Source organism: Paracoccaceae bacterium Fryx2 (genome assembly GCA_032334235.1).
Lineage (GTDB): Bacteria > Pseudomonadota > Alphaproteobacteria > Rhodobacterales > Rhodobacteraceae > JAVSGI01.
The window spans coordinates 682843-704236 of record JAVSGI010000003.1; the positions used below are offsets into that span (position 1 = coordinate 682843).

The window sequence follows — 21394 nt, forward strand, 5'->3', positions numbered from 1 at the left end:
CGGGAGGGCGGAATGGACGAGGCTCGGCACGACACGACGCGGCAGGCGGCGCTGGACTATCACGAATTTCCCAAGCCGGGGAAGCTCGAGATCCGCGCCACCAAGCCGCTGGCCAATGGCCGCGACCTGAGCCGCGCCTACAGTCCCGGCGTGGCCGAGGCCTGCCTCGAGATCAAGGCCGACCCCGGCACCGCCAGCCGCTACACCGGGCGCGGCAACATGGTCGGCGTGGTGACCAACGGCACCGCCGTGCTGGGCCTGGGCAACATCGGCCCGCTGGCATCGAAGCCGGTGATGGAGGGCAAGGCGGTCCTGTTCAAGAAGTTCGCCAACATCGACTGTTTCGACATCGAGTTGAACGAGCCCGACCCCTACCGGCTGGCCGACATCGTCTGCGCGCTGGAGCCGACCTTCGGGGCGATCAACCTCGAGGACATCAAGGCGCCCGACTGTTTCATCGTCGAGGCGCTGTGCCGCGAGCGGATGAAGATTCCGGTGTTCCACGACGACCAGCACGGCACGGCGATCGTGGTGGGCGCGGCGGCGACCAATGCGCTGCACGTCGCGGGCAAGCGGTTCGAGGACATCCGCATCGTTTCCACCGGCGGCGGGGCGGCGGGAATCGCCTGCCTGAACATGCTGGTGAAGCTGGGCGTGCGGCGCGAGAACATCTGGCTCTGCGACATTCACGGTCTGGTCTACCAGGGCCGGACGGAAGACATGAACCCGCAGAAGGCGGCCTATGCGCAGGCCTCCGACAAGCGCCACCTGACCGAGGTGATCGACGGGGCGGACCTGTTTCTCGGCCTCTCCGGCCCCGGCGTGCTGACGCCGGAAATGGTGTCGCGCATGGCGCCGCGCCCCATCGTCTTTGCCCTGGCCAACCCGACGCCCGAAATCACCCCCGACGAGGTGCGCTCGGTTGCCCCCGATGCGATCATCGCCACCGGGCGGTCCGATTTTCCCAACCAGGTCAACAACGTCCTCTGCTTCCCGTTCATCTTCCGCGGGGCGCTGGATGTGGGCGCGACCATGATCAACGACGCGATGCAGATCGCCTGCATCGACGGCATCGCGGCGCTGGCCCGCGCCACCACCAGCGCCGAGGCCGCCGCCGCCTACAAGGGCGAACAGCTGACCTTCGGTGCCGACTACCTGATTCCGAAACCCTTCGATCCGCGGCTGATCGGCGTCGTGGCCTCGGCCGTGGCCAGGGCCGCGATGGAAACCGGCGTCGCCACCCGGCCGATTGCCGACCTCGATGCCTACCGGCTGAAGCTCAACGGGTCGGTGTTCAAGTCGGCGCTGATCATGCGTCCGGTGTTCGAGGCCGCCCGCCACTCGACCCGCCGCATCGTCTTTGCCGAAGGCGAGGACGAGCGCGTGCTGCGCGCCACCAACGCCATGCTGGAGGAAACGACCGACAACCCGATCCTGATCGGCCGCCCCGAGGTCATCGCGCACCGCTGCGAACGCGCGGGCCTGCCGATCCGGCCCGACCGCGATTTCGAGATCGTGAACCCCGAAAGCGACCACCGCTACCGCGACTACTGGGGCAGCTATCACGACCTGATGGCGCGGCGCGGCGTGACGCCCGACATCGCGCGGGCGGTGATGCGGACCAACACCACCGCCATCGCCGCCGTAGCCGTGCATCGCGGCGACGCCGACAGCATGATCTGCGGCACCTTCGGGCAATACCTTTGGCACCTGAACTACATCCGCCAGATTCTCGCCCGCGGCGGCCTGCATCCGCAGGGCGCGCTTTCGCTGATGATCCAGGAAGACGGGCCGCTGTTCGTGGCCGACACCCAGGTGAACGCCGTGCCCACCCCCGAACAGGTCGCGACCACGGTGATCGGCGCCGCCCGCCACGCCCGCCGCTTCGGCGTGACGCCGAACGTGGCGCTGTGCTCGCATTCCAACTTCGGCAACCTCGACACCGACTCGGGCCGCCGGATGCGCGCCGCAATGGAGATTCTCGACGACCGCGAGCCGGATTTCTGCTTCGAGGGCGAAATGTCGATCGACGCGGCGCTCGACCCCGAGCTGCGCGCCCGCGTCTTTCCGCTGTCGCGGATGCAGGGGGCGGCGAACATTCTGGTCTTCGCCTATACCGATGCCGCCAACACCGCGCGCAACATGCTGCGCTACAAGGCCGACGGGCTTGAGGTCGGGCCGATCCTGATGGGCATGGGCAACCGCGCCCATATCGTGACGCCTTCGATCACGGCGCGCGGCTTGCTGAACATCTCGGCGCTGGCGGGCACGCCGGTCGGGGTCTACGGCTGAGACTCCGGGCACGGTCACGCCGGGGCCGCTGTTGCTTCCCTGTGATGTTTCCGCTATGCAACCGCCAGTGCAACTCCGTGCCCGGCATCCGTGCGGGGTGACCGGCAGGCAACACCCGGGCAGGCTCATCGGTTCGCGCCGTTGCCGCCCATGTTGCCGCAACAGGATCATCCATTGCAGCGTTCTGATCTGCCTTCCGGTCATCTGACCGACACCGTTTCCCCCTTGTGGGCTTTCCTTCGGCGTTCGGGCGAGGATGGCCCGGTCGAGGTTCTTGGTGCGGTGGCGCTGGCCGTTGCCGCCGTGGCATGGCTGATGATGTCGCTCAGAAGCGCCAGGGTCAGGCCAGACCATGCGGCGACCTATCTTTCCTTCGGACTGGTCGTCGCCGCCGGTGCCCTGGCCGGCTTCTGCCGTGAGCTTTCGTGGGGCGGGATCTTCGGCTGGTCGGTCGATTCCGTGGCGCAGGCCAAGGTCTTGTCAGCCTGGGTCGTCGGCGCCCTGGTGCTCGTCGCCCTGGTCACCTGGGTGAAGCGCGAGGGGGACAAGACAGCCGGGCTGCGCGCGGTCTTCGGGGCCGATTTCCGGTTGATCCTGCTGGCCCTGGGCATTTTCGCCATGGCGACCCTGGCGGAAAAGCACCTGCTTCCGGTGCCGAACGCGCAGCTTCTGGAGGAGGTTCTCGAACTGCTGGCCTATGGAACACTGGCTGCCGCCGCCCTGAGAATCCGGGCAGAACGAAGGGCTGTCTGACACCGCTCGAACCGCCCTGCACCTGCCGCGCCCCGGTCGGCGCAGATCAGCCGCGACCAACCGCCGCAGGCCTGCGGCAAAACACCCACGCAACAATCTTGTGTAAATGCCTTCCCCGGCGTAACACGACGTAACGTGACCGGGGAGGTATACATTGGCATACGCAAAGATCTACGCAGGCTGGAAAGCCGATCCCGAAACCTTCTGGATGCAGGCCGCCGAAGGCATCGACTGGGTGGAGCGTCCGACGCGCGCGCTCAACGACGAAAAGGCGCCGCTCTACGAATGGTTCAAGGATGCAAAGGTCAACGCCTGCTGGAACGCGGTTGACCGGCATGTGCTGGCCGGGCGCGGCAAGCAGATCGCGATCAAGCATGTCAGCCCGATCACCCATTCGACCAAGGGCATCACCTACGCCGAATTGCAGACCCGCGTGGCGAGCCTGGCCGGTGCGCTGCGCGCGAAGGGCGTCGAAAAGGGCGACCGCGTCATCATCTACATGCCGATGGTCCCCGAGGCGCTCGAGGCGATGCTGGCCTGCGCCCGGATCGGCGCCATCCATTCCGTGGTGTTCGGCGGCTTTGCCGCGCACGAACTGGCGGTGCGGATCGACGACTGCACGCCCAAATGCATCATCGCCGCCTCCTGCGGGCTCGAACCCGGCCGGGTGGTGCATTACAAGCCCCTGCTCGACAAGGCGATCGAAGAGGCGGCGCACAAGCCCGACTTCTGCGTGATCTTCCAGCGCGAGCAAGAGGTTGCCAAGCTGATCGAGGGCCGCGACGTGGCGTGGCTGACGTTCCAGTATGGGGTAGAGCCTGCCGAATGCGTGCCGGTCGAGGGCGACCACCCGGCCTACATCCTCTACACCTCGGGCACCACCGGCCAGCCCAAGGGCGTGGTGCGCCCGACCGCGGGCCATCTGGTGGCGCTGAACTGGACGATGAAGGCGATCTACGATGTCGATCCGGGCGACGTGTTCTGGGCCGCCTCGGACGTGGGCTGGGTCGTGGGGCACAGCTACATCTGCTACGGCCCGCTGCTGGCCGGGGCCACCACCATCGTCTATGAAGGCAAGCCGGTCGGCACCCCCGACGCCGGCGCCTTCTGGCGCGTGGTGCAGAACCAGCGCGTCAAGGTGCTGTTCACCGCCCCCACCGCGCTCCGCGCCATCAAGCGCGAGGACAGCGAGGGCAAGCTGATCGAAGACTACAACCTGCGCTCGCTGAAGACCCTGTTCCTTGCGGGCGAGCGTGCCGACCCCGACACGATCCACTGGGCCCAGCGCCACCTGAACGTGCCGGTGATCGACCACTGGTGGCAGACCGAAACCGGCTGGGCCATCGCCGCCAACCCGATGGGAATCGAGCCGCTGCCGGTCAAGATCGGCAGCCCCTCGGTCGCCATGCCGGGATACGACGTGCAGGTGCTCGATGAAGGCGGCCACCCGGTATCGCCCGGCACCCTTGGCGCGATTGCCGTCAAGCTGCCCCTGCCCCCCGGCACCCTGCCGACGCTGTGGAACGCCGAGGATCGTTTCGTCAAAAGCTACCTCACCCATTTCCCCGGCTATTACGAGACCGGCGACGCGGGCTATGTCGATGCCGACGGCTACCTCTACATCATGGCGCGCACCGATGACGTGATCAACGTCGCCGGTCACCGCCTGTCCACCGGCGCGATGGAAGAGGTGCTGGCGGGCCACCCCGACGTGGCCGAATGCGCGGTGATCGGTGTTGCCGACGCGCTGAAGGGCCAGTCGCCGCTGGGGTTCCTCTGCCTGAACCGCGGCTCGAACCGCGAACCGGCCGAGGTCATCAAGGAATGCGTCGCCCTGATGCGCGACCGGATCGGCCCTGTGGCCGACTTCAAGCGCGCCTGCATCGTGGACCGCCTGCCCAAGACCCGGTCGGGCAAGATCCTGCGCGGCACCATGGTCAAGATCGCGGATTCCCAGCCGTTCAAGGCCCCTGCCACCATCGACGACCCGGCGATCCTCGACGAGATCCGGGCGGCGCTGCAGGCACTGGGGCTGGCAAAGGCATAGGGCGCGCCCGCCCCGCATGACGTTGCGGCATTGGCCCGGGCCCCCCCGCCCAGGCCAATGCCTGCTGGACTTTGCCGCCCCCGCGGGTAACCTGCGGCAGTGATGATCGTCGTGCCCTACCCCGGTCAGCCGACCGACGCCGCCCCCGGGAGCACCGGATGACCCCGAGCCGCCCAGCACCCGCCGACCCGCACTGGCAGCCCCCTGCCGGCCCCGTCCCGCCTGTGCCCGACCCGGGCACCCCGCGCGATGCGGCGGCGCTGGCGCTCCTGGGTCACGACCTGCGCGCCGCCCTGTCCGACGTGGTCGGCGGCCTGCGCCTGATCGCGCCCGAAAAGCTCGACGCCGCGACCCGCGGGCATCTTGACCGGGTCCGGGCCGCGGGCGAGGTTCTGGCCCGCCTGCTGGAAGAGGGCCTTGCCGAGATGCTGGGCGACGGCGGCCGCACCGGCACGACACAGGCCAACCTCCAGATCGCCCGCTTCCTGCGTGATGCCGAGGTGCGCTGGTCGGGCCGGGCGCGCGAAAAGGCGCTGGATTTCCGGCTGACCGTCGCCCCCGACGTGCCCGGCGTGGTGACCGCCGACCGGATCGGGCTGGAACGGGCGCTGTCGAACCTGCTGGCCAATGCGATCAACTACACCGACCGCGGCGCGGTGTGCTGCACGGTCAGCCGCGCGCCCGACGGGCGGCACCTGTGCTTTGCCGTCACCGACAACGGCCCCGGCTTTTCCGATGCGGCGCTGGCGCAGCTGTTCCGCCTTGGCGGCCGCCCGACCGGCACCAACAGGCCCGGCACCGGCATGGGCCTGCACATCGCCAAGGAAATGGCCGACCGGATGCAGGGCCAGCTCAGGGTGCGCAACCGCCCCGAAGGCGGGGCCGAGGTCACGCTGACCCTGCCGCTGCTGCCCGGCTGCGCAAGCCCTGACGAGGGCCCCGACGGCGCGCCCGACATCATGGCCCCCCTGCCCGACCTGTCGTCGGTCAAGATCCTGCTGGCCGAGGATTCGGTGACCAACCAGATCCTGATCAGCCGGATGCTGACCCGGATGGGCGCCGAGGTCGTGCTGGCCCATGACGGGATCGAGGCCCTGCAATGGCTGGAACGCGAGACCTTCGATCTGGCGCTGATCGACATCGAGATGCCGCACCTGTCGGGCATCGAGGTGATCCGCGCCCTGCGCGCCCTGTCCGGCCCGACCGGGCAGATGCCCGTGCTGGCCGTCACCTCCTATGTGCTGCGCGCCAACCGGGCCGCGATCCTTGCCGCCGGGGCCGACGGCGTGCTGGAAAAGCCGCTGGTCTGCCCCGCCATCCTTGGCCAGGCGATCGCGCAGGTGATCGGGCGCAACCTGCTTCCGCCCCAGTCCCGGCCGCCCGCCGCCACCGCCGATCACCTGCCGGTGATGGACGAACAGCGGCTTGACCGCCTGCTGGAGATCGCGGGCCACGACACCGGCCGCGAACTGGTGGACCGCCTGAACACCGACCTGCGCGATGTCGAACGGGCGCTGGTCCGGGGCTTCGCCGGCCCCGACTGGGACGCGCTGCGCGCCCAGACCCATGTCCTGATCGCGCTGGCCGGCGCCGTGGGGGCGCTGCGGCTGCAACACCTGTCCGAAAGGCTCAACGCCATGGCCCACCAGCGCGACCCGACCGGGCTGGCGGCGCTGCGCCATGACCTGCTGGCCCTGCTGGACGCCCTGATACACTTCGTGGCCCGGAAGCGGGCTAAAGGGCCGGGTGACGTGCCATGACCACGCCGCCCCGCCGCACCACCCCGCCGCCGCCCGTGCTGCTGATCGAGGACACACCCTCGCTTCAGATGGTCTACCGCTCGGTCCTGACGGCGGCGGGGCACCGGGTGGCGGTTGCGGGCACCGCCGCCGAAGGGCTGGCCCTGTTCGTCGAGCTTGGCCCGCAGGTCGTGCTGCTCGACCTGGTGCTGCCCGACCGCGACGGGCTGGACCTGATGCGCGACATGCTGGACCGGCACGCCGAGGTCAACGTGATCGTCATCACCGCCAACGGCTCGATCAACAAGGCGGTCGAGGCGATGCGGGCAGGCGCGCACGAGTTTCTGGTCAAGCCTTTCGACGAACAGCGATTCCTCGGCGCCGTCGAGAACGCGGGCGCCCCGGCGGCCACGCATCGCCCCGCCCCGCGCAGGCCCGCGCCGCAACTGCCCGCGGCACCGCCGCCGCCGGGGCCCGAGCCCGCCTTCATCGGCTCGTCCGAACCGATGCAGCGCATCCAGGGCAAGATCGCCTCGGTGGCGCGTTCAATGGCCACGGTGTTCATCACCGGCGAAAGCGGCACCGGCAAAGAACTCTGCGCGCTGGCGGTGCATGAAAACTCGGCCCGCGCCTCGGGGCCGTTCATCGCGCTGAACTGCGGCGCGATCCCGCAGGATCTGCTGGAATCCGAGGTGTTCGGCCATGTGAAAGGCTCGTTCACCGGGGCGATTTCCGACAAGCCGGGGGCGGCGGCGGCAGCCGATGGCGGCACGCTGTTTCTGGACGAGGTCTGCGAGATGGCCCCCGCCCTGCAGACCAAGCTGCTGCGGTTCCTCCAGACCTCGACGGTGCAGCCGGTCGGCACCACCCGGCCGCGCAAGGTCAACGTGCGGATCGTCTGCGCCACCAACCGCGACCCGCTCGATGCGGTGCGGCGCGGGCAGTTCCGCGAAGACCTGTATTACCGGCTTTACGTCGTGCCGATCCACATGCCCCCCCTGCGCGAACGGGGCGGCGACGTGATCGAGATTGCCGAGGCGGCCCTGCACCGCTTTGCCGCCGAAGAGGGCCGCCACTTCGACGGGCTGAGCGCCGAGGTCCGCGCCCAGTTCCGCAGCCTGCCCTGGCCGGGCAACGTGCGGCAGGTGCTGAACGTGATCCGCAATGTGGTGGTGCTGAACGAGGGCGGGCTCGTCACCCCCGACATGCTGCCGCCCGGTCTGGCCGGGCAAAGCCGGCCCGCCCCTGCACTGTCGGCCCCGCCCGGCGCCCCGTCCGACGGGCTGGCGCTGGAAGGGCTGATCGGGCGGACGCTGGCCGAGATCGAACAGATGGTGATCGAGGAAACCCTCGCCCGGCAGGGCGGATCGGTGCCCAAGGCGGCGCGGGTGCTCGATGTGTCGCCCTCCACCCTCTACCGCAAGCTGGAAAGCTGGGGCAAGAGCGCGGGCAAGGGCTGAAATGCTTGACAAAGGGTTGATGCGCCCCGGAATGTCATTTCAAAACAGCATCTTGCCTGCATTTTCACGCGTGAAAACCGCCCCCTTCCCGCCCGGCTTGCGACCGGCAGGGCTTTGCTGGGCCGGTCCTTTCGGCTAGCGTGCCGAAAACCCGCAAATACAGGATGGGCAGGCAGAATGCAGGCAACCAGACGGACAGTCACACTCGGCCTCGCGGCGGCGCTGCTCGCGGCCTGCAGCGGCGGCCCCGGCGGGGGCATTTCGGCCCGCCGGCCGGAACCGCAGATGCGCGCCGTTCCGAACGCCGGCTTCGACGCCTGGGTGGCGAGCTTCCGCGCCCGCGCCGCCGGCAAGGGAATCTCGGCCGGCACGATGGACCGCGCCTTCCGCTCGGCCGGCTTCCTGCCCGATGTGATCCAGCGCGACCGCAACCAGACCGAGTTCACCCGCAGCACCGAGGATTACCTCGCCATCGCCGCTTCCGACGAGCGGGTCTCGAAAGGCCGCGCCGCGCTGGCACGGCAGTCTTCCGTGCTGGCGGAAATCGAGGCGCGCTTCGGCGTGGAAAGCCACGTCGTGGCCGCCGTCTGGGGGCTGGAAAGCTACTTCGGCGAACGCCGCGGCTCGGTGCCCGTGATCTCGGCCCTCTCGACGCTGGCCTACGACGGCAGGCGCGGCGCCTTCTTCGAAAGCCAGCTGGTCGCCGCGCTGAAGATCCTGCAGAACGGCGATGTCGCCCCCGAAGGCATGGTCGGAAGCTGGGCCGGCGCGATGGGCCACACCCAGTTCATCCCGACCTCGTATCTGGCCTACGCCGTCGATTTCCGCGGCGACGGGCGGCGCGATATCTGGTCGGACGATCCGACCGACGCGCTGTCCTCGACCGCCGCCTACCTTTCAAAGTCCGGCTGGACCCGCGGCCAGCCCTGGGGCGTCGAGGTGCGGCTGCCTGCCGGGTTCAACGGCCCCACCGGGCGCGGCACCACGCGCAGCCCGGCCGACTGGGCGGCGGCAGGGGTGCGCGACATGGACGGGCGGGCGGTGCCGAACCATGGCGCGGCCTCGATCCTGACCCCCTCGGGCGCATCCGGCCCGGCCTTCATGGTGTTTCGCAACTTCACCGTCATCACCCGCTACAACAACGCCGAGAATTACGTCATCGGCGTCGGCCACCTGTCGGACCGGCTGCGCGGCGGGCCTGCGATCCGGGGCGCCTTTCCGCCCGACGCGCAGGGCCTGACCATCGCCGACCGGCAGGACCTCCAGCGCCGCCTGACCGCCGCGGGGTTCGACACCGAAGGAAGCGACGGGGTGATCGGGTCCAAGACCGAGGCCGCGATCCGTGCCTATCAGGCCAGCGTCGGCCTGCCGGTCACCGGCGCCGCCACCGCCGCCCTGCTGGCCCGCCTGCGCTGAAAGGCGAACACCGCGCTTTCATCTTGGCCCAAATATCCCCGCCGGAGGCACCCGCCCCCAACGCAGGCACCGCCTCCGGTCAGACGAACTGCTCGTTCAGCAGCCGTTCTTCCAGCCCGTGCCCCGGGTCGAACAGGATGCGGTGCCGCACGCCCGGCTCCGACCTGATTTCCACCGACACCACGTCGCGGACAGACCGGCCGTCGGCATCGGCCATCACCGGGCGCTTGACCGGGTCGAGCACGTCGAAGCGCACCACGGCCGTCTTGGGCAGCAGCGCGCCGCGCCAGCGCCGGGGGCGGAAGGCGGCCATCGCGGTCAGCGCCAGCACGTCGGACCCGATCGGCAGGATCGGGCCGTGGGCGGAATAGTTGTAGGCGGTCGAGCCGGCCGGGGTCGCCACCAGCGCGCCGTCGCAGACCAGTTCATCAAGCCGCACCCGGCTGTCGATGCTGATACGCAGCCGGGCGGCCTGCGGGCCCGCGCGCAGCAGGCTGACCTCGTTGATCGCCAGCGCGTGATGGGACTCTCCGCTCGCGGTGACCGCAAGCATTGCCAGCGGGTTCACCACCTCCTCCACCGCCGCGGCCAACCGTTCGCGCAGGCCCTCGGCGGCATAGGCGTTCATCAGGAAGCCGATGGTGCCGCAGTTCATGCCATAGACCGGCAGGTCAAGCGCCTGGGTCTCGTGCAGGGTGTGCAGCATGAAGCCGTCGCCGCCCAGCGCTACGATCACCTCTGCCTGCCCCAGCGGCGTCTGGCCGTAGGCCGCCGTCAGCACGCCAAGTGCCGCCGCGGCCTCTGGTGCGGTGCTGGCGGTGAAGCCGATCCTCAAGCCTGTCATGGACGTTCCCCCCGATGTGGCGGCAGTCTTGACTGCCGGGGCGGCCAAACTCAAGCCGTCGCAGCGACGATTTCGCGCATTCCCGGACAAGGGTCGTTTTCGGGCCTTTCTGACGCCGCCCCCATGCTCTAGATAACGGTCATCCCCTTTCCTGCTCAGGAGCCTTCCATGGACGCCCCGCACCGCGACTCCGGTTTCTTCACCGAACCGCTTTCCTCCCGCGACCCGGCGCTGTTCGGTGCCATCACCGCCGAACTGGGCCGCCAGCGCGACGAGATCGAGTTGATCGCCAGCGAGAACATCGTCTCGCGCGCCGTGATGGAGGCGCAGGGGTCGGTGATGACCAACAAATATGCCGAGGGCTATCCGGGCAAGCGTTACTATGGCGGCTGCGAATACGTCGATGTGGCCGAGACCCTGGCGATCGAGCGGGCGAAGGAACTGTTCGGCTGCGGCTTTGCCAATGTGCAGCCGAATTCCGGCAGCCAGGCAAACCAGGGCGTGTTTCAGGCGCTGATCAAGCCGGGCGACACCATTCTGGGCATGAACATCGCGGCGGGCGGGCACCTGACCCATGGCGCGGCGCCCAACCAGTCGGGCAAGTGGTTCAACGCCATCCAGTATGGCGTGCGCCCGCAGGACAACCGGATCGACTATGACGAGGTCGAGGCGCTGGCGAAACAGCACCAGCCCAAGCTGATCATCGCGGGCGGGTCGGCGGTGCCGCGCCAGATCGACTTCGCGCGCTTCCGCGAGATTGCCGACATGGTGGGCGCATATCTGATGGTGGACATGGCGCATTTTGCCGGGCTGGTCGCGGGGGGCGTGCATCCCTCGCCCTTCCCCCATGCCGACGTTGCCACCACCACGACGCACAAGACCCTGCGCGGGCCGCGCGGCGGGATGATCCTGACCAACTCGGAAGCGCTGGCCAAGAAGTTCAACTCGGCGATCTTCCCCGGCATCCAGGGCGGGCCGCTGATGCATGTGATCGCGGCCAAGGCCGTGGCCTTCGGCGAGGCGCTGCGGCCCGAGTTCAAGGCCTATGCCGCGCAGGTCATCACCAACGCGCAGGCGCTGGCCGATCAGCTGATGAAGGGCGGGCTGGACATCGTCACCGGGGGCACCGACACCCATGTGATGCTGGTTGACCTGCGCCCCAAGGGCGTGAAGGGCAACGCGACCGAAAAGGCGCTGGGGCGGGCACACATCACCTGCAACAAGAACGGCATCCCGTTCGACCCGGAAAAGCCGATGGTGACCTCGGGCGTGCGGCTGGGCACCCCGGCCGGCACCACGCGCGGCTTCGGTGAGGCCGAGTTCCGCGAGATCGGTGACTGGATCGTGGAAGTGGTGGACGGGCTGGCCGCCAATGGCGAGGACGGCAACGGCGCGGTGGAGGCCGCGGTGCGGGCCAAGGTCGAGGCGCTCTGCGCCCGCTACCCGCTTTACCCGACGCTGTGAGACTTGCAGGCCCCGGGTCAGACCCGGGGCCTGCCTACAGAAATCCGCGCCAGAGCAGCACGCCGATCACCAGCGCCGCCACCGCCATCAAGGATGCGGTCGCCGACGAGGCCATGCCCAGCAGTACGCCGTAGCGGTTGACGCTGCCGAGGTGCCTCACGCAGATGTCGTAGGCTTCGGCCACCTGTTCCTCGTCGATCTGGAGCAGCAGCTTGGGGTTCTGCGCCATGTGTGCCGACTGCGCCAGACCCTCGGCGGCGGTGCGGACCCGGCGGGGCAGCAGCCTGCCGCCGCGCCTGACCTTTTCGCCCAGCCCGCGCCCCTTGACGCGCAGCCGTTCCTCCATCAGGGCCGACACGCGGTCGGCCATCTGCTGTATCGTCACTGCTCCCATTCAGCCACTCCCTGCCGTTGGCGGACTGTAATGCCGGGTGCTGCGGGCTTCAACTGCTCTGGCATGGGGCGGCGCTGCGGGGTAAGGCTGGTGACATGCTGAACACGGTCCTCCACCCCGCCACGGCGCCCGATGGCGCACCCCCCCTGCTGATCGCGCATGGCCTGTTCGGGTCGGCGCGCAACTGGGGGGTGATCGCCCGCCGTCTGGCCGACACCCGCGACGTGATCGCGGTCGACATGCGCAACCACGGCACCAGCCCGCGCGAAGAAAGCCAGAGCTACCCCGACATGGCCGCCGATCTGGCCGAGGTGATCGGCACGCTGGGCGGATGCGCCGATGTGCTGGGCCATTCGATGGGCGGCAAGGCGGCGATGGTGCTGGCGCTGACCGAACCTGCGCTGGTGCGCCGACTGGTGGTGGCCGACATAGCACCCGTGGCCTATGACCACGACCAGACCCGCCACATCGACGCGATGCGCGGGCTTGACCTGACCGGAGTCACGACGCGCAGAGAAGCCGACCGGCGGCTGGCTCTGACCGAGGACGACCCGGCCCTGCGCGCCTTCTTCCTGCAGTCGCTGAACCTGAAGGCCCATCCGCCGCGCTGGCGGCTGAACCTGGATGTGCTGGAGGCCGAGATGCCGAAGATCGTCGGCTGGCCCGGCACGCAAGGGCGGTTCGAGGCCCCCGCGCTGTTTCTGACCGGGGCCGACAGCACCTATGTGCTGCCCGAACATCGCGAAGCCATCCAGCCGCTGTTTCCCGTGGCGCGCTTTGCCAGGCTGATTGGCACGGGGCACTGGCTGCACGCCGACAAGCCCCGCGCCTTCGAGGAGACGGTCAGGGCCTTCCTGACCGCCTGAGACCGATCAGGGGCGCATCCGCGAGATCAGGTTGTCCTTCAGCTTGAACTGGTGGTAAAGCGCCGCGCCGATATGCAGCACGATCAGCACCAGCAGCACGGTCGTCAGAATCTCGTGCGCTTCGCCGGCGGCACCGATGCCGAAACCCCAGGCAAGGATGCCGGAAACCGGGATCAGCAGCATGGTGCCGTAAAGCGACCAGTGCGTGACATTGGCGATCATGCGCTGCCTGGGCGTGTCGGTGGCGGGCAGCGGCGGCACGCCCAGCGTGAAGCGCAGTTTCAGCCGCCAGATCACCAGAGCGAACACGGCGAGGCCGCCGAACACATGCCAGCCGACCAGCGGGCTGTAGGTGTAGGAGCCGGTTTCAACCCAGGACCCGAACGCCTTGGACATGGATTCGTTCAACAGGAACTGCATGAGGATCAGCAGGGCGACGCCCCAGTGCAGGGCAATCTGGATGCGGGAATAGGCGTTGGTAACGGGCATGAAACCTCCGGTGGTTGGGCTGACCCGATAACGCGGGCTGGCCGGATACGTTCCGCCCGGCCGGGGGGCCGGTCAGGCAATCTGCTTCGCCACATACCAGCTTGCGGGGAATGCCAGAAGAAAGCCGATTGCCGCAGCGATCAGGATCGGTTGCAGTGTCGTCATGCCCGACACGAGGGCAATCACGATGCCGCTGCCCATCAGGGTGACGGAAACTATTGAAAACAAAAGCATCATCAGGCGGGTCATGTGCCGTTTCTCCGGGCAGTGCGAACAACTGTCCGGGACCGTGCGCCGCGCGGCCGGGGCGTGCCATGATCCGAATCAAGCGGGGCGCGGTGCGACGATCTGCCCGCTCCCTGCCGGCCGGTCAGTTGCCTGCCGGGGCCGAGGCTGGCGGGGTCGTGGCTGGCGGGGTCGTGGCCTCGGGTGTGGCGGCGTCGGGGGTTGCGGTCTCGGGGGTGGCGGCCTCGGGGGTGGCGGGGCCGGTCAGCACGCCTTCGGACCACTCGCCGCTGGATGCCTGCCCGGTGGCGTAGCGCATGACGCCCTGACCCTGGCGCTTGCCCTTGCGGAAGGTGCCTTCATAGAAATCGCCGTTGGCATAGGTGGCAATGCCCGCCCCGTCGATCTCGCCCGCCGCCCAGTCGCCGCTGTAGCGGAAGCCGTCGGGCATCACGATCTCGCCCTTGCCCTCGCGCTGGCCGCGCACGAACTGGCCGGTGTAGACGGTGCCGTCGGCGTAGGTGGCAACGCCTGCGCCGTGGCGCTGGCCGTCAAGCCATTCGCCCTCGTAGCGGTAGCCGTCGGGGTAGGTCATCACGCCCCGGCCGTTGTTGCGGGCGTTCTTGAACATGCCGTCATAGACGAGGCCATTCGCATAGGTGGCGCGGCCCGGGCCTTCGATCACGCCGGCCTTCCATTCGCCTTCGTGGGTGGCGCCGTCGGGATAGGTGATCTTGCCGGTTCCTTCGGGCTGATCGGCGCGGAAGGCACCGACATAGACCGACCCGTCGGGATAGGTCACCTGCCCCTGCCCCTCGATCCGGCCCTGCACCCAGTCGCCCTCATAGACGTAGCCGTCGGCGCCGGTGAACTTGCCCTTGCCGTGGCGGCGGTCGCCCTCGAAGTCGCCTTCGTAGACGTCGCCGTTGGCATGGGTCACCCGCCCCTTGCCCTGCCGTTCGCCGTTGACCAGCGGGCCTTCGTAAACGTCGCCGTTGGGCTGGGTCAGCTTGCCCGTGCCGTTGATCTGGCCCTCGGCCCAGGCGCCGACGTAGGTCAGCCCGTCGGGCATCGTCAGGGTGCCCTGCCCCGCGCGCTGGCCGAGCACCAGACCGCCCTCGTAAACCGCGCCGTCGGGGTAGGTGATCTTGCCGGTGCCATCCTTCACGCCGTTGACCCAGGTGCCGGCATAGGACGACCCGCCGGGGCTGGTCAGGGTGCCGGTGCCGTGGTGCAGCGCATTCAGAAAGCCGCCGGTGTAGACAGAGCCATCGGCATAGCGCGCCTCGCCCTGACCGGTCATCTGGCCATCCAGCCAGTCGCCGTCATAGGTGCCGCCATCGGAAAAGGTGATCTTGCCGCGCCCTTCGGGCTTGCCCGCCGCGAAGGCGCCCACATAGACCGAGCCGTTGGGAAAGCGCGCGGCTCCCTGGCCGCGGATTTCGCCCTCGACCCAGTCGCCGCTGTATTCATAGCCGTTGGGCAGGCGGTAGGTGCCGGTGCCGTGCTGGCGGCCATCCTTGAACGTGCCCTCGTAGACGCTGCCGTCGTCATACTGCTTGGCGATCACGTCGCCCTGCGCGAAGGCCGCGCTGGCCGCCAGCGTCAGGGCAGCGCCCAGAAGTCCCGCCCGGATAACCTGTTGCAAGCCCGTCTCGATCCGCCGCATCCGCACCGCCCCATTGCCGCCCCGCCGCTGCTTGGCGGGGTCCTGACCCCGGGCAAGACTATCCGCCCGGCCGGGGCGTGACAAGCACCGCAGGCCCCGGCCGGGCGGCACAGGCGGCTGGCAGCGCAGGGGGGGGCGGCGCAGGTGGGGCGGCGCAATCGGCTTTTCCTCGGGCGGCGTTCTGCTAGATGTCGGGGACCGCTCCGCAACCCCACGCCAGCATGAGGCAGACATGGCCGACACCTTCCGCCTGACACTGGCGCAACTGAACCCGGTGGTGGGGGCAATCGCGGCCAATGCGGCGCAGGCGCGCAAGGCCTGGGCTGCGGGGCGGGATGCCGGGGCGCAGATGGTGGCGCTGCCCGAGATGTTCCTGACCGGCTATCAGACGCAGGATCTGGTGCTGCGCCGCGCCTTCGTGGTCGAGGTCGAGGCCGCGCTGCACGCGCTGGCCACCGCCTGCGCCGAAGGCCCGGCACTGGGCATCGGCGCGCCCTGCAGGCGGGGCGGGCGGCTTTACAACGCGTATCATGTGCTTGAGTGCGGGCATGTCGCCGCCGTGGTTCTGAAGCACCATCTGCCGAATGACGGGGTGTTCGACGAAAAGCGGGTGTTCGCGGCCTCGGACGTGACTGGCCCCTACCGCATCGGTCCTCTGCGCATCGGCACCCTGATCTGCGAGGACAGCTGGCACCCCGACGTGTGCGAGACGCTGGCGGAATCGGGGGCGGAGATTCTGCTCGTGCCGAACGGGTCGCCCTACCACCGGGGCAAACGCGACCTGCGGCTGAACCTGATGGTGTCGCGCGTGGTCGAGACCGGGCTGCCGCTGGTCTATCTGAACATGGTCGGCGGGCAGGACGACCAGGTGTTCGACGGCGGGTCTTTCGTGCTGAACCCCGGCGGGCGGCTGGCGGTGCAGATGCCCGCCTTCGACGAGGGGCTGTGCCACGTCGATTTCACCCGGGGCGCCGACGGCTGGCGGGCCGAACCCGGGGATATGGCGCCGCAACCGGGGGAATGGGAGGCGGATTACCGCGCCATGGTGGTGGGCCTGCGCGACTACCTTGGCAAGTCGGGGTTCCAGCGGGTGCTGCTGGGCCTGTCGGGCGGCATCGATTCCGCGATTGTCGCCTCCATCGCCGCCGACGCCATCGGGCCGCAAAACGTGCGCTGCGTGATGCTGCCGTCCGAGTTCACCTCGGACGCGTCGCTGGAGGATGCGGCGGCGGTGGCGGCGGCGCTGGGCTGCCGGCTGGACAGCGTGCCGATTTCCGGGCCGCAGGCGGCGGTGGGGGCGGCGCTGACGCCGCTGTTCGCGGGCACCGAACCGGGGGTGACAGAGGAGAACATCCAGAGCCGCCTGCGCGGGCTGCTGCTGATGGCGCTGTCGAACAAGTCGGGCGAGATGCTGCTGACCACCGGCAACAAGTCCGAAGTCGCGGTGGGCTATTGCACGATCTATGGCGACATGAACGGCGGCTACAACCCGATCAAGGACCTTTACAAGACCCGGGTGTTCCAGACCTGCCGCTGGCGCAACGCCAACCACCGGCCGTGGATGCTGGGGCCTGCGGGCGAGGTGATCCCGCCACGGGTGATCGACAAGCCCCCCAGCGCCGAGTTGCGCGAAGGCCAGCGCGACGACGACAGCCTGCCGCCCTATGACGTGCTCGACGCCATCCTGGACGGGCTGGTGGACCGCGACGCCTCGGTGGCCGAACTGGTGGCGGAAGGCTTCGATCAGGCCACGGTCAAGCGGGTGGAGCATCTGATCTATATCAGCGAATACAAACGCTTCCAGTCCGCCCCCGGCCCGCGCCTGACGCCGCGCGCCTTCTGGCTCGACCGGCGCTACCCGATCGTCAACCGCTGGCGCGACGGGGGCTGAGCCGTGGTGGCCGCACTTTACGGGCTGGCGGCGCTGGCCGAGATTGCGGGCTGTTTTGCCGTCTGGGCGTGGTGGCGGGGGCAGGCGTCGGTTCTCTGGCTGATCCCCGGCGGGGCGGCGCTGGCGCTGTTTGCCTTCGCGCTGGCACTGACGCCGCCTGGCCTGGCGGGGCGCAGCTTTGCCGCCTATGGCGGGGTCTACATCGTGGCCAGTCTGGGCTGGATGTGGGCGGTCGAAGGCGTGCGCCCCGACCGGGCAGACCTGCTGGGCGCGGCGCTGGCGCTGACCGGGGCGGCGGTGATCGTGTTTGCCGGGCATCCGCGGGGCTGAAAGCAACGTCCAACAAGCGGGGGCCGCCAGATCAACGGGCTGTAGCGGAGATCAGACCGGGCTTACCGGGCATTCCGCGATCAGCCGTTCGGCATCCTCGCGGCGGCAAAGCTCGGTCGCTTCGGTCATCACCGCCCCGCTTGCGGCGGCGACTCCACGAGAAAGGGCCTCTGCCGGGGTCATCCCCCGCGCCCGCGCGAGCACGAAGGCGCCGACGAAGGTATCGCCGGCCCCGACCTTGCTGACCACCGGCACATGCGCGGCGGGCGAGAACAGCCGCCCCTCTGCATCGGCAAGAACCGACCCGTCGGCCCCGCGTGCCACAATCACCGCCCGCGCCACGCCACGCGCCACCAGACCGGAGGCGAAGTCGGCCGTCTCGGCGCGCGAGGCCAGGGGGTGACCCGCCAGCCCCTCGGCCTCTTCGCTGTCCATGCGCAACAGTTCGATCCCCGGCACGGGCGTCGACACGATCGCCGCCAGAGGGCCGCCAGAGGTATCGACGAACAGCCGCGCCTTGCCCGCCAGATGCCCGGCCAGATCGCGCGGAAAGCTGTCGGGCACGCCGGGCGGCTGGCTGCCGCTGAGCACGACATAGCCGCGCGCCTCGGCCAGGATCAGCGCCATCGCCGCCGCCACCAGTTCGGGCGGCCAAGGCTCGCCCGGCAGCACGAAGCGGAACTGGCGGCCGCTGTCTTCGGTGACGGCCAGGCTCTGCCGCGTCTCGCCGGGGGCGGTGCAGGGCAGCAGGGCAATGCCCTGCGCCGCGACCAGGCCCGCCACCCGCTGCCCGGTGGTGCCACCCAGCGCCACCAGCGCCCGGCTTTCGCCCCCAAGGATATGGATCGCCCGGCTGACGTTGATGCCGCCACCGCCGGAATCGACCCGGGGCGGCGCGCAACGCAGCTTGAGGCCGGGCAGCACCTCGGGCACTGCGGTCGACAGGTCGAGCGCCGGGTTCAGCGTGAGGGTCAGAATCGGAATCACGGCGACGGGCGTCCTTTGGTCGGGGCTTTTCGGGTGAAAGGGGCCGGGGTCGGCCCGGCGCGACCCTGCCAGAGCGGGCCGACAGGCGCAACCATCCAGGCAGCAGGCCGGCATTGCGCGCCAACGCACAAAGCGACTGCTGATGTGCGTAATTGTCCGGCAGGGGGAAGGCCGCTAGGTAAGGCGCACCCCTCAGGAAGGAATCCCGATGAGCACCGTCAAACTCGCCGTCATCTTCTATTCGACCTATGGCACCAACCACCGCATGGCCGAAATCGCCGCCGGGGCCGCCCGCGCCGCCGGGGCCGAAGTGCGCCTGCTGCGCATCTCAGAAACTGCGCCCGAGGCGGTGGTGAACGGCCAGGACGGCTGGAAGGCGCAGGTGGCGCGTGCCGCCGACCTGCCGGTTGCGACGCCGGAAGACATGGAATGGGCCAACGCCTACCTGTTCTCGGCCCCGACCCGGTTCGGCACCGTGCCGTCGCAACTGCGCGCCTTCATCGACACGCTGGGCGGGCAATGGTTCAACGGCAAGCTGGCCAACAAGGCGGTCAGTGCCATGACCAGCGCGCAGAACGCGCATGGCGGGCAGGAATCGACGCTGCTGGGGCTTTACACCACTTTCATGCACTGGGGATCGGTGATCGCGGCCCCGGGCTACACCGACGCCGCGATCTTCGCGTCGGGCGGCAACCCCTACGGCTACAGCCATACCCAGGGGGCAGAGTTCGACGACAAGGCGCAGGCGTCGATCGCGCATCAGGCCAGGCGCCTGGTCGAGATCGCGGCGAAACTGGCGGCGTGAGGACGGGCGGAGTTTCCGCCTCCAGGCAACGGGCCGGGGGGCGTCAGCCTCCGGCAGCCGGGACGGGCCGGGGGGCGGGACTGGCCTGCCCCCCGGCGTTCGTCGCGTGATTTTTCGTAGAAAAATCGCGGGTGCTCAGCCGTTGAGCATCATCTGATAGCTTGCGGGCACATAGCGAAACCCGTCGTCGCGCGTCTCGACGAATCCCAATGCGGGAAACGGCATGTGGTAGCCGATGAACGGCACCCGGTCGGCGGCGAGCATCCCCAGCACGGTGCGGCGCGCGGCGGCGGCCTGCGCCTTGTCCATGTCGAAGCGCACCTCCCAGTCAGGGTAGGCCAGCGACCAGACATAGTGGTTGGCCAGATCGGCGGTCAGCAGCAGGTTTTGTCCGCCATTTTCCAGCATGAAGGTCATGTGGCCCGGCGTGTGGCCTGGTGCCAGCATCGCGGTGATGCCCGGGGCGACAGTGCCGCCGTCATCGACGAAGGTGATCTTGTCGTTCAGCGGGCGGACAGACTTGTCGAAGCCTTCGTTGCCCGCCGCCATCCAGTGGTTGTGTTCCGCCGATCCGGTGACGTAGCGCGCGTTGGCGAAGGTGGCGCCGGCCTCGCCCATCAACCCGCCGATGTGGTCGCCGTGCATGTGGGTCAGCACCACCACATCGACCTGATCGGGGGTGTAGCCTGCGGCGGCCAGCGCGGCCGTGATGCCTTCGGGGTTCACGCCGGTGTCGAACAGCACGAGTTGCGTGCCGGTGTTGACCACGGTCGGCGTGAAGAAGAACTGCGCCTTGTCGGTGGGCAGGAAGGCCGCTTCCGAGACGGCGGCGAATTCGGCCGGGTCGGCGTTCAGGCCGAAGATCTCGGTCGGCTTCTCGACGGTGCGGGTGCCGGCCAGCAGGGCCGTCACCTCGTAGGCGCCGAGCTTGAACCGGTTGAACGGCGGCGCGGCCGTTCCCAGCATGTCGGCGGCGGCCCGGGCGGGGCGCGGGGCCAGGCCGGCGGTGAACGGCAGCGCGGCGGCGGCCATGAGGGCGTGGCGGCGGGTCAGGGTCGTCATGGGGCTCCTCCGGGTTTTTTCAGGCGGCAAGGATACCCCGGGGCCGCAATCGCACCAGTCACGCTTGGGTCATTGATTGTGCATCCGCGCACGAAGCCTGTGCGCCGCTTCGGGAAGTGCCGCCTATTCCCACCACGGGTCGATGGTGGCGATGTCGTCATCCGACCAGCCGAAGTGGTGCGCCAATTCGTGCACCAGCACATGCGCCACCAGTTCGCCCAGGCTCACGTCGCCCCGGTCGCACCATTCGTCGAGGATCGCGCGGCGGAACAGCCAGATCATGTCGGGCTGCTGCGGCTGGTCCATCACCGACTTGTCGGTCAGCGGGATGCCCTCGTAAAGCCCGGTCAGTTCGAACGGGTCTTCGATCTCCAGCGCCTTCAACACCTCGTCGGGCGGGAAATCGACGATGCGCAGGGCGATGGCCATGGCGGCATCACGGTAGGGGCCGGGCAAGGTGCTGATGGTGTCATGCGCCATCTGTTCGATCAGCGTCAGGTCGGGGGCGATGGCATCGGCGGGAACATGGGTCATGGCGGCACCCTAGCGTGGCCGCGCGCGAACGGAAAGCCGGGGTCTGCCGCCCTGCCCCGCGATATGGACAATTCTGCCCGGCTGTGACACAGGGTCGGGGTTCAGGAGAACCCCAAATGACCGCTGA

The 21394-nt window shown here is 69.1% G+C and carries 19 protein-coding genes; 11 read left to right on the plus strand and 8 right to left on the minus strand.

What is annotated here, in order from left to right:
- The first annotated feature begins 12 nt into the window (after positions 1–12).
- The 6 genes from RNZ50_04240 (at position 13) to RNZ50_04265 (ending at position 9707) form a co-directional block, all read left to right on the plus strand.
- Positions 13–2292 (plus strand): NADP-dependent malic enzyme, encoded by a 2280-nt coding sequence (locus tag RNZ50_04240; GenBank protein ID MDT8854259.1) that lies wholly within the window; start codon positions 13–15, stop codon positions 2290–2292.
- Positions 2293–2466: 174 nt separating this feature from the next.
- Complete coding sequence (locus RNZ50_04245; protein ID MDT8854260.1) at positions 2467–3045, plus strand: hypothetical protein; 579 nt, start codon at positions 2467–2469, stop codon at positions 3043–3045.
- Between the two features lie 154 nt (positions 3046–3199).
- Positions 3200–5092 carry a propionyl-CoA synthetase gene (locus RNZ50_04250; GenBank protein ID MDT8854261.1) on the plus strand — a complete coding sequence of 631 codons (1893 nt, stop codon included), beginning with the start codon at positions 3200–3202 and terminating at the stop codon, positions 5090–5092.
- Positions 5093–5250: 158 nt separating this feature from the next.
- Positions 5251–6852: a response regulator gene (locus RNZ50_04255; GenBank protein ID MDT8854262.1), complete on the plus strand. Its 1602-nt coding sequence runs from the start codon at positions 5251–5253 to the stop codon at positions 6850–6852.
- Positions 6849–8291, plus strand: a complete 1443-nt coding sequence (locus RNZ50_04260; protein MDT8854263.1) for a sigma-54 dependent transcriptional regulator — start codon at positions 6849–6851, stop codon at positions 8289–8291. Before RNZ50_04255 ends, RNZ50_04260 begins: the two co-directional genes overlap by 4 nt.
- A gap of 177 nt (positions 8292–8468) precedes the next feature.
- Complete coding sequence (locus tag RNZ50_04265; GenBank protein MDT8854264.1) at positions 8469–9707, plus strand: lytic murein transglycosylase; 1239 nt, start codon at positions 8469–8471, stop codon at positions 9705–9707.
- Positions 9708–9786: 79 nt separating this feature from the next.
- On the opposite strand, the gene RNZ50_04270 is transcribed toward RNZ50_04265, so the two are convergent.
- Positions 9787–10551: an NAD kinase gene (locus RNZ50_04270; protein ID MDT8854265.1), complete on the minus strand. Its 765-nt coding sequence runs from the start codon at positions 10549–10551 to the stop codon at positions 9787–9789.
- Positions 10552–10719: 168 nt separating this feature from the next.
- Here RNZ50_04270 and glyA point away from each other — a divergent pair, with 168 nt between their 5' ends.
- Positions 10720–12015 carry a serine hydroxymethyltransferase gene (gene glyA, locus RNZ50_04275; protein ID MDT8854266.1) on the plus strand — a complete coding sequence of 432 codons (1296 nt, stop codon included), beginning with the start codon at positions 10720–10722 and terminating at the stop codon, positions 12013–12015.
- Between the two features lie 34 nt (positions 12016–12049).
- Here the strand turns inward: glyA and RNZ50_04280 are convergent, their stop codons facing one another.
- Positions 12050–12409, minus strand: a complete 360-nt coding sequence (locus tag RNZ50_04280) for a hypothetical protein (protein ID MDT8854267.1) — start codon at positions 12407–12409, stop codon at positions 12050–12052.
- 95 nt (positions 12410–12504) lie between these two features.
- Here RNZ50_04280 and RNZ50_04285 point away from each other — a divergent pair, with 95 nt between their 5' ends.
- Positions 12505–13275 carry an alpha/beta fold hydrolase gene (locus tag RNZ50_04285; protein MDT8854268.1) on the plus strand — a complete coding sequence of 257 codons (771 nt, stop codon included), beginning with the start codon at positions 12505–12507 and terminating at the stop codon, positions 13273–13275.
- A gap of 6 nt (positions 13276–13281) precedes the next feature.
- On the opposite strand, the gene RNZ50_04290 is transcribed toward RNZ50_04285, so the two are convergent.
- The 3 genes from RNZ50_04290 to RNZ50_04300 all read right to left on the minus strand — a co-directional run bounded on the left by RNZ50_04290 (position 13282) and on the right by RNZ50_04300 (position 15658).
- Positions 13282–13764 (minus strand): cytochrome b, encoded by a 483-nt coding sequence (locus RNZ50_04290; GenBank protein MDT8854269.1) that lies wholly within the window; start codon positions 13762–13764, stop codon positions 13282–13284.
- Between the two features lie 72 nt (positions 13765–13836).
- Positions 13837–14013, minus strand: a complete 177-nt coding sequence (locus RNZ50_04295; protein ID MDT8854270.1) for a CTP synthetase — start codon at positions 14011–14013, stop codon at positions 13837–13839.
- A gap of 121 nt (positions 14014–14134) precedes the next feature.
- The gene (locus tag RNZ50_04300; protein MDT8854271.1) at positions 14135–15658 is read right to left on the minus strand and encodes a 2-isopropylmalate synthase; all 1524 of its coding nucleotides are present in this window, start codon (positions 15656–15658) and stop codon (positions 14135–14137) included.
- A 232-nt stretch (positions 15659–15890) separates the two neighbouring features.
- Here RNZ50_04300 and RNZ50_04305 point away from each other — a divergent pair, with 232 nt between their 5' ends.
- Together RNZ50_04305 and RNZ50_04310 are read left to right on the plus strand one after the other, a co-directional pair.
- Positions 15891–17549 carry an NAD+ synthase gene (locus RNZ50_04305; protein ID MDT8854272.1) on the plus strand — a complete coding sequence of 553 codons (1659 nt, stop codon included), beginning with the start codon at positions 15891–15893 and terminating at the stop codon, positions 17547–17549.
- A 3-nt stretch (positions 17550–17552) separates the two neighbouring features.
- Positions 17553–17879 carry a YnfA family protein gene (locus RNZ50_04310; GenBank protein MDT8854273.1) on the plus strand — a complete coding sequence of 109 codons (327 nt, stop codon included), beginning with the start codon at positions 17553–17555 and terminating at the stop codon, positions 17877–17879.
- A 51-nt stretch (positions 17880–17930) separates the two neighbouring features.
- On the opposite strand, the gene RNZ50_04315 is transcribed toward RNZ50_04310, so the two are convergent.
- Positions 17931–18866, minus strand: coding sequence for a 1-phosphofructokinase family hexose kinase (locus RNZ50_04315; protein ID MDT8854274.1), 936 nt, complete (start codon positions 18864–18866; stop codon positions 17931–17933).
- A gap of 208 nt (positions 18867–19074) precedes the next feature.
- Between RNZ50_04315 and wrbA the strand changes: the two genes are divergently transcribed.
- Positions 19075–19671: an NAD(P)H:quinone oxidoreductase gene (wrbA, locus tag RNZ50_04320; GenBank protein ID MDT8854275.1), complete on the plus strand. Its 597-nt coding sequence runs from the start codon at positions 19075–19077 to the stop codon at positions 19669–19671.
- Between the two features lie 135 nt (positions 19672–19806).
- Here the strand turns inward: wrbA and RNZ50_04325 are convergent, their stop codons facing one another.
- Both RNZ50_04325 and RNZ50_04330 read right to left on the minus strand, forming a co-directional pair.
- Positions 19807–20733, minus strand: a complete 927-nt coding sequence (locus RNZ50_04325; protein MDT8854276.1) for an MBL fold metallo-hydrolase — start codon at positions 20731–20733, stop codon at positions 19807–19809.
- 123 nt (positions 20734–20856) lie between these two features.
- Positions 20857–21267, minus strand: coding sequence for a metallopeptidase family protein (locus tag RNZ50_04330; GenBank protein ID MDT8854277.1), 411 nt, complete (start codon positions 21265–21267; stop codon positions 20857–20859).
- Between the last annotated feature and the right edge of the window lie 127 nt (positions 21268–21394).